We start from the raw sequence: 7,098 nt of genomic DNA, 5'->3' as shown, positions 1-7,098 counted from the left end.
CGCGGACCCCGAGCGGGTCCGGCCGTGCGGCAGTGCCGAGTTCGTGCGGGCCGCGCCCCGCCCGGCGTATTCGGTGCTCGACGGCAGCGCATGGGCTGCGGCCGGTCTCACGCCACTGCGCCCGTGGCGTGACGCACTGCACGATGCTCTGCACGCGGCGGAGGTTCGGGGGTGACCTGCGAGACGGGCGCGGTGAACGAGGACGGCATGCGTGATTCGGCGCACTCGGGCGGGGCCGCTAATGTGTCGCGGGTGAGTGCGAAGCTGGCCGTGGTGACGGTGACCTATTCGCCCGGCGAGCACCTGGAACACTTCCTGGCGACGCTGACGGGTGCGACGGAGTTGTCGACGCAGGTGATCATGGCGGACAACGGGTCCACCGACGGGGCGCCGGAAGCCGCCGAAGCCGCGCATCCGAATGTGCGGCTGCTGTACACCGGCGGCAACATCGGCTACGGCGGTGCGGTGAACCGTGCCGTCGCCGAGGTCGATCCGTCGGCCGAGTTCGTCGTCGTCGCCAATCCCGATGTGCGGTGGGGTCCGGGTTCGCTGGACCGGCTGCTCGAGGCCGCTGCGCGCTGGCCGCGGGCCGGTGCGCTCGGTCCCCTCATCCGCGAACCCGACGGCAGCATCTATCCGTCCGCGCGCAGCGTGCCCACGTTGGTCTCCGGTGCCGGTCACGCTCTGCTCGGCACGGTGTGGCCGTCGAACCCGTGGACTCGGCGCTACCGGCAGGACAACGAGGCGGTCACCGAACGCGAGGTGGGCTGGCTGTCCGGATCGTGCCTGCTGCTGCGCCGCGCCGCCTTCGACACGGTCGACGGTTTCGACTCGCGCTACTTCATGTACATGGAGGATGTCGACCTCGGGGATCGGCTCGGTCGTGCCGGCTGGCGCAACGTCTACATTCCCGATGCCGAGGTCACCCACGCCAAGGGGCACGCCGCCGGTCGTCATCCCGAATTGATGTTGCCTGCCCATCACGAGAGTGCCTACCGTTTCCAGGCGGATCGGCACCCACATCTGTGGCAGGCTCCGCTGCGGGGCGCGTTGCGGGTAGGACTCGCGGCGCGGTCCAAACTGGTGGTCGCCGCGGCGGTGCGCGAGCGCGATCGCGGTACCTCCGGAGCAGTGTCGGACAGTTGGACCAGTGGACCAGGGGAGACGAGATGACGAGTGACGCCGCGCCGCACACCGATGCGGTGATCCTGGTCGGGGGTCAAGGCACCCGCCTGCGGCCCCTGACGTTGTCGGCGCCGAAGCCGATGCTGCCCACCGCGGGTGTGCCGTTCTTGACGCACCTGCTGGCCCGCATCCGTGAGGCCGGAATCAAGCACGTCGTGCTCGGCACCTCCTTCAAAGCGGAGGTCTTCGAGGAGCATTTCGCGGACGGTTCCGATCTCGGTCTCGAGATCGAGTACGTCACCGAGACCGAACCGCTCGGCACCGGCGGCGGTATCCGGAATGTGTTGCCCAAGTTGCGCGCCGACAACATCATGGTGTTCAACGGTGACGTCCTCGGCGGCACGGACCTCGGTGCGATCCTCGACACCCACACCCGCACGGACGCCGATGTGACCCTGCACCTGGTGCGGGTCGGCGATCCTCGCGCGTTCGGATGCGTGCCCACCGACGCGGACGGCCGGGTCACCGCGTTCCTCGAAAAGACGCAGGACCCGCCGACCGATCAGATCAACGCGGGCTGTTACGTGTTCAAACGCGACATCATCGAGTCCATCGCCACGGGGCGTCCTGTGTCGGTGGAGCGCGAGGTGTTTCCGGCGCTGCTCGCCGACGGCAAGCGCGTATTCGGGCACGTCGACAACGCGTACTGGCGCGATATGGGCACCCCGGAAGATTTCGTGCGCGGATCGGCGGACCTCGTTCGCGGAATCGCGCCGTCGCCCGCGCTCACCGGGCAGCGCGGCGAATCGCTCGTGCATCCGGGCGCGTCGGTTGCTCCCGGTGCGTTGCTGATCGGCGGTACCGTGGTGGGACGCGGCGCCGAGATCGGTGCCGGGGCGCGGCTGGACGGCGCCGTGATCTTCGACGGCGCGAAGGTCGAGGCGGGTGCGGTGATCGAGCGGTCCATCATCGGCTTCGGGGTGCGGGTCGGACCGCGCGCGCTGATCCGTGACGGGGTGATCGGTGACGGGGCGGACATCGGTGCCCGCTGTGAGCTTCTGCGTGGCGCGCGGGTGTGGCCCGGCGTGACCCTTCCCGACGGTGGAGTCCGGTTCAGCACCGACGTCTGACCGTAGTGAATATGATCGACCGAGTATGCGGGTGAGTTGGCAGTGACATTCGAACGGTATGTGGCCCTAGGGGATTCGTTCACCGAAGGTGTCGGGGACCCGGATCCGGCTAGCCCCAACGGTGTACGTGGCTGGGCCGATCGGGTCGCGGACGAACTCGCAGGCAACGAACCGGATCTGATGTACGCGAACCTCGCGGTCCGTGGACGGCTCATGCGGCAGATCCTCGCCGAACAGGTCGACGCGGCGATCGCGCTGGAACCGGATCTGGTCACCGTCTACGCCGGTGGCAACGATGTCATGCGACCGAAGCTGGACCTCGACGCGATGATCGCCGACTACGACGATGCGATCAGCAGGCTCACCGCGACCGGAGCGACCGTCCTGATGTGGACCGCGTACGACGTGGGTTGGGCACCGGTGTTCCGGCACCTGCGCGGACGGATCGCGACGTACAACGAACTCGTCCGCGAGGTCGCCGACCGGCGTGGCGCGACACTCGTCGACTACTGGCGGTTCGGTGAGTACCGCGACTACCGCATGTGGGATTTCGATCGCCTGCACATGTCGCCACTCGGACATCGGAACATGGCGGTACGGGTGCTCGGCACACTCGGTGTCGAGCACGGTATCGATCCGGTCGTGCTCGGCCCGAATCCGGAGCCGGCGCCCGTCGAGCAGCGGCGCGAAGACCTGAAGTGGATGCGGGACTTCCTCGTGCCGTGGGTCGGCCGGCGCGTTCGGGGCACGTCGTCCGGTGACGGCATCAGCGCCAAACGACCGGCGCTCGCCCCGGTGCAGTCGGTGAACCGGGGCGGCTCGCCGGTCGCCTGAGTAGGCTGCGGGGATGACCCCCGGCACGGTCGTCGTCCGTACCGTCGGTCCGGTCACGGCAGACCTGATCCTGACCGGCCGGCCGGTCACCGCAGGTGAGGCCCTGAACATCGGTCTGGTGAACCGGACGGTTCCGCCGGGGACGGCGCTGGACGCGGCCGTCGCGCTGGCCACCGAGATCGCCGGATTCCCGCAGACCTGCCTGCGGCACGACCGGTTGTCGATGCTCGAACAGGCGGGCCTGACCGAGGATCAGGCGATGCTCAACGAATTCCGGCGGGGCACGACATCATCGGCGGCCGGCGCGGTGGACGGTGCGGCCCGGTTCGCTGCCGGTTCCGGTCGGCACGGCTCGTTCGGTTGACCGGGCCGCCGCCAACGCCACGAGGTGCTCGATGGTGTCGACTTCGGCGTCGTCGGGCAGCACGTCGATCGGCCACCACCGCAGGTCGGTGGATTCGGCGCTGCGCACCGGGACCGCACCTGCCGGTGCGGTGATCAGGAACCGCAGATCGAGATGTCGGGTCGGAACCCCGAGTGAGCACGTGATCGGGTGGGTGTGCGCCGACAGCAACGCCGGGTCGATGACGAGTCCGTCGATACCCGATTCCTCGGTGGCCTCACGCAGTGCCGCGTCGACGACGGTGTCGTCGGATTCTTCGCAGTGCCCACCGAGCTGAATCCACCGGCCCACCTTCGGATGCAGAGTGAGCAGCACGTTGCGATGTTCCGCGTCGAGCACCAGCGACGACGCCGTGATGTGTCCCGGCACGTGGGCGCGCATGCAACCGTCGGGTGCCGAGCCGAGGAACGCGAGCATGGTGTGCCGCAGCGATTCGGCGTCGGCGGAATCGGTGTTCCAGGCCGCGAGTCGCTCGGTGGCGGATTCGTGCAGTGACCGTGCCGACATCGCTACAACTCCAGCAGTGCCGCGTCGGCCGGTGCGGGTTCGCGCGGCTCGGGTTCGGTGATCGGATGCCCGACCGCGATCGCGCCGAGCGGCGACCAGTCGGCAGGCAGGCTCAGTTCTTCCCGCACCACATCGGCGGCGAAGATTGTCGATCCGACCCAGCAACTACCCAGCCCGCGAACGGCGAGCGCGACGAGAAGCCCCTGCACGGCTGCGCCGGCCGCCACGGTGAACATGGTGGCCTCGGCGGCGGTTCGTTCTGCATCGGGATAGCGGTGGGCGCCGTCGGGTACCCAGAACGGAACGAGCAGTTCGGGAGCGTCGTAGAGAATCGAACCTCGGGCGAGACGGCGTTCGATCGTGGCCGAGTCCAGACCGTCGCCGGTGAGATCGTCGGCCCAGCGGTCGCGCATCCGGTCGAGCAACCGGCGGCGCACCTGCTCGGTGCGTACCCACACGAATCGGACCGGATGCGTGTGATGCGGGGCCGGCGCGGTGAGCGCGTCGGCGACCGCGTCCCGCAGATCCTCCGGATCGACCGGTTCCGCAGAGAAGGCACGCACGGACCGACGCAACAGCAGCGCCTCCCGGCGGCCCTGCTCGAGCGCTTCGTCGGCGCCGAGCCAGAACAGATCCTCGTCGCCGCGACGAATCAGGTCCTGTGCGGTGGAACCGTCGTCGATCGGTTCGAGTCCGCGCACCACCGCCACCGGAACGCCGCCGAGTTTGCCCTTGACCAGGTCGCCCGCGGCAGCGAGTTCGTCGGCGAGGGCGACGGAGGTGACGAGCAGTTCGTTGCCCTGGGCGTCGCGGGAACCGGCGTAGCCGTGCAGGACCGGCACACCCGCCGCGCCGATCGCCGCGTCGGTCTGGCCGACGCGCCATGCACGACCCATCGTGTCGGTGACGACTACCGCGACGCGCACTCCGAGCAGCGTGCGCAGTCGTTCGCGCAGTGTGGCGGCACTGCCGTCGGGATTCTCCGGGAGCAGTGCCAGTTCCCCGGAGTCGACGTTGGAGCCGTCGATCCCGGATGCGGCCTGGACGATCCCGAGACGATTCTCGGTGATCAGGGTGCGCCCCTTGCGGGCGAGGACACGGACTGCTTCCTGACTGACCAACCGCCGTCGCACGGCGTCGCGCGCGTCCGGGTCGGTCGGGGCCTCGAAGATGCGTCCCTCCGCCTTGGAGACGATCTTGCTGGTGACGACGAGGATGTCGTCGTCGACGAGCCAGGGTGCTGCGTCGGCGATCGCGCCTGCGAGATCGTCGCCGGGTCGGAATTCGGGCAGGCCGACGACGGGGATGATCTCGATCGACCGGCCGGGGGCGTGGTCGCGCACGTCGGCGCCCGCGGTGGCATCGGGGGACATCACAGGCTGACTCCGGCGAGTTCGAGTGCGGCGCGCGCCATGTCCGCGGTCGCAGCAGGGTCGGTCATGAGCAGGGGGACGTTGCGGACCGCGACGCCGGGGACATCGGCGTGGTCCGTGTCGTGGACGAGCCAGCCGTCGAGGATGCCGGTGCCGCTGCGGGCACCGTAGTAGCGTCCTACCGCTTCCGCGGTCGATGCGACGCCGATCACGTCGAGGCACGTATCGGCCATACCGCGCAACGGCTTCCCGTCGATGACGGGGGAGAGTCCGATGACCTTCGCCGCAGTGGTGCGCAGGGCGCCGCGGATTCCGGGAATCGCGAGGATCGCTCCGACGCTCACGACCGGATTGGACGGGGCGACGATCACCACGTCCGCCGATCCTATCGATTCCAGCACTCCCGGTGCAGGTTTCGCGTCGGCAGCGCCGATGTGCGCGAAAGAGTGCGTCTCGACGGTGGCGCGGTGCCGAACCCACCATTCCTCGAAGTGGATCGCGCGCTGTTCGCCGTCGGCGGGATCGGTGATCACCACGTGGGTTTCGCTGCGGTCGTCCGACACCGGCAGCAGGGTCACCCCCGGCTTCCAGCGGGCGCACAACGCTTCGGTGACCGCCGAGAGCGGATATCCGGTCCGCAACATTCGACTGCGGATCAGGTGGGTCGCCAGGTCGCGATCGCCGAGGCCGAACCAGTCGGGGTCGGCTCCGTACGCGGCGAGTTCCTCCTTGGCATTCCACGTTTCGTCGGTGCGGCCCCATCCCCGTTCCGGGTCGATGCCACCGCCGAGCGTGTACATGCACGTGTCCAGGTCGGGGCAGATGCGAAGCCCGTGCATCCAGACGTCGTCGCCGACGTTGACGATCGCGGTGATGCGGTGCGGGGCCTCCGCAACGAGGTCTCGGCCGGTGTCGATGCCGAGCAGCGCGCGCAGGCCGGTGAGGAACCGGGCCCCGCCGACGCCACCGACCAATACAGTCACGTTCACGGGGCAAGCCTAGGTGGTCCGATTCGTCACCGGTGAAGCACCGTCCGATGAGGAGAACTGTAAAGAACCCGATAGGGTGAATTGGGCGGAGCGTAGCGTGACCAACTCCGAAGCGCTCGATGGTATGCGAGATCTCCCATTCGGCTTGACCGCGACACGCCCAACGTGTCTAATCACATACGTGTCATTCCGGATAGTCGAAATGCGGGATCGTATGGGAATTCCCACATGTAGCCGCGCTTCGTGGAACGGCGCGTGGGGGTAGACCCCGAATTGTGAAGGATTCAGCGCTGCAGGTGAGGAGGCGTGTATGGCCGACGAGCGCGAATGGTTCGAGGACACTCGGATCGATACTGCAGTCGAGGGCAACTGTGCCGAAGACGTGAACGACCGGGAGTCGACGTCGACGACGTTGAGTCTTATTGCGGGACTTTCGGATCCGTCCGACGTCGAGGAACAGTGGCAGGACCGCGCGCTGTGTGCGCAGACCGACCCGGAAGCGTTCTTCCCCGAAAAGGGCGGATCGACGCGGGAGGCCAAGCGGATCTGTTTGGGATGCGAGGTCAAGGATGAATGCCTCGAGTACGCCCTTGCCAACGATGAGCGGTTCGGGATCTGGGGCGGATTGTCGGAGCGGGAAAGGCGTCGCCTCAAGCGGGGCATCGTCTGAGATGGGGCCGGTCCGGTACGGGGAGTTCGGGCCAGGTGGATTGCCGGTGTGAGGGCCGGAAACACGA

Annotated in this window: 8 protein-coding genes and 1 pseudogene; 6 read left to right on the top strand and 3 right to left on the bottom strand. The window is 68.3% G+C overall.

Features of this window, described 5'->3' with window-relative positions:
- From WAX14_RS12495 to WAX14_RS12475, 5 genes and pseudogenes are all read left to right on the top strand, one after another.
- The coding region (locus WAX14_RS12495) for a sugar nucleotide-binding protein (protein WP_422628376.1) at positions 1-175 on the top strand (175 nt) is incomplete at its 5' end.
- A 77-nt stretch (positions 176-252) separates the two neighbouring features.
- The gene (locus tag WAX14_RS12490) at positions 253-1,173 is read left to right on the top strand and encodes a glycosyltransferase (RefSeq protein WP_422628373.1); all 921 of its coding nucleotides are present in this window, start codon (positions 253-255) and stop codon (positions 1,171-1,173) included.
- Positions 1,170-2,255: a sugar phosphate nucleotidyltransferase gene (locus tag WAX14_RS12485; protein ID WP_422628372.1), complete on the top strand. Its 1,086-nt coding sequence runs from the start codon at positions 1,170-1,172 to the stop codon at positions 2,253-2,255. The genes WAX14_RS12490 and WAX14_RS12485 overlap by 4 nt, the downstream gene beginning before the upstream one ends.
- A gap of 42 nt (positions 2,256-2,297) precedes the next feature.
- The gene (locus tag WAX14_RS12480; protein WP_422628371.1) at positions 2,298-3,089 is read left to right on the top strand and encodes an SGNH/GDSL hydrolase family protein; all 792 of its coding nucleotides are present in this window, start codon (positions 2,298-2,300) and stop codon (positions 3,087-3,089) included.
- A 22-nt stretch (positions 3,090-3,111) separates the two neighbouring features.
- A pseudogene (locus tag WAX14_RS12475) lies at positions 3,112-3,453 on the top strand (enoyl-CoA hydratase-related protein); the annotation flags it as partial.
- Here the strand turns inward: WAX14_RS12475 and WAX14_RS12470 are convergent.
- Genes WAX14_RS12470 through cofD form a run of 3 tightly spaced genes read right to left on the bottom strand, consistent with a single transcriptional unit; the run spans position 3,379 to position 6,361 of the window.
- The gene (locus WAX14_RS12470) at positions 3,379-3,999 is read right to left on the bottom strand and encodes an NUDIX hydrolase (RefSeq protein WP_422628370.1); all 621 of its coding nucleotides are present in this window, start codon (positions 3,997-3,999) and stop codon (positions 3,379-3,381) included. The pseudogene WAX14_RS12475 and the gene WAX14_RS12470 sit on opposite strands and share 75 nt — an antisense overlap.
- 2 nt (positions 4,000-4,001) lie before the next feature.
- Entirely contained in the window at positions 4,002-5,372 is a 1,371-nt protein-coding gene (locus WAX14_RS12465) for a coenzyme F420-0:L-glutamate ligase (protein WP_422628375.1), read from the bottom strand.
- On the bottom strand, positions 5,372-6,361 hold the full coding sequence (cofD, locus tag WAX14_RS12460) for a 2-phospho-L-lactate transferase (RefSeq protein ID WP_422628369.1): 990 nt from the start codon (positions 6,359-6,361) through the stop codon (positions 5,372-5,374). The genes WAX14_RS12465 and cofD overlap by 1 nt, the downstream gene beginning before the upstream one ends.
- Before the next feature lie 412 nt (positions 6,362-6,773).
- On the opposite strand from cofD, the gene WAX14_RS12455 reads away from it, so the two are divergent.
- Positions 6,774-7,031 carry a WhiB family transcriptional regulator gene (locus WAX14_RS12455; RefSeq protein ID WP_422628374.1) on the top strand — a complete coding sequence of 86 codons (258 nt, stop codon included), beginning with the start codon at positions 6,774-6,776 and terminating at the stop codon, positions 7,029-7,031.
- Positions 7,032-7,098: the final 67 nt, after the last annotated feature.

The organism is Rhodococcus sp. (in: high G+C Gram-positive bacteria) (assembly GCF_049299235.1).
Lineage (GTDB): Bacteria > Actinomycetota > Actinomycetes > Mycobacteriales > Mycobacteriaceae > Rhodococcus.
The sequence above is the reverse complement of the archived record's forward strand: the minus strand, read 5'-3'. Positions and strand labels throughout refer to the sequence as shown.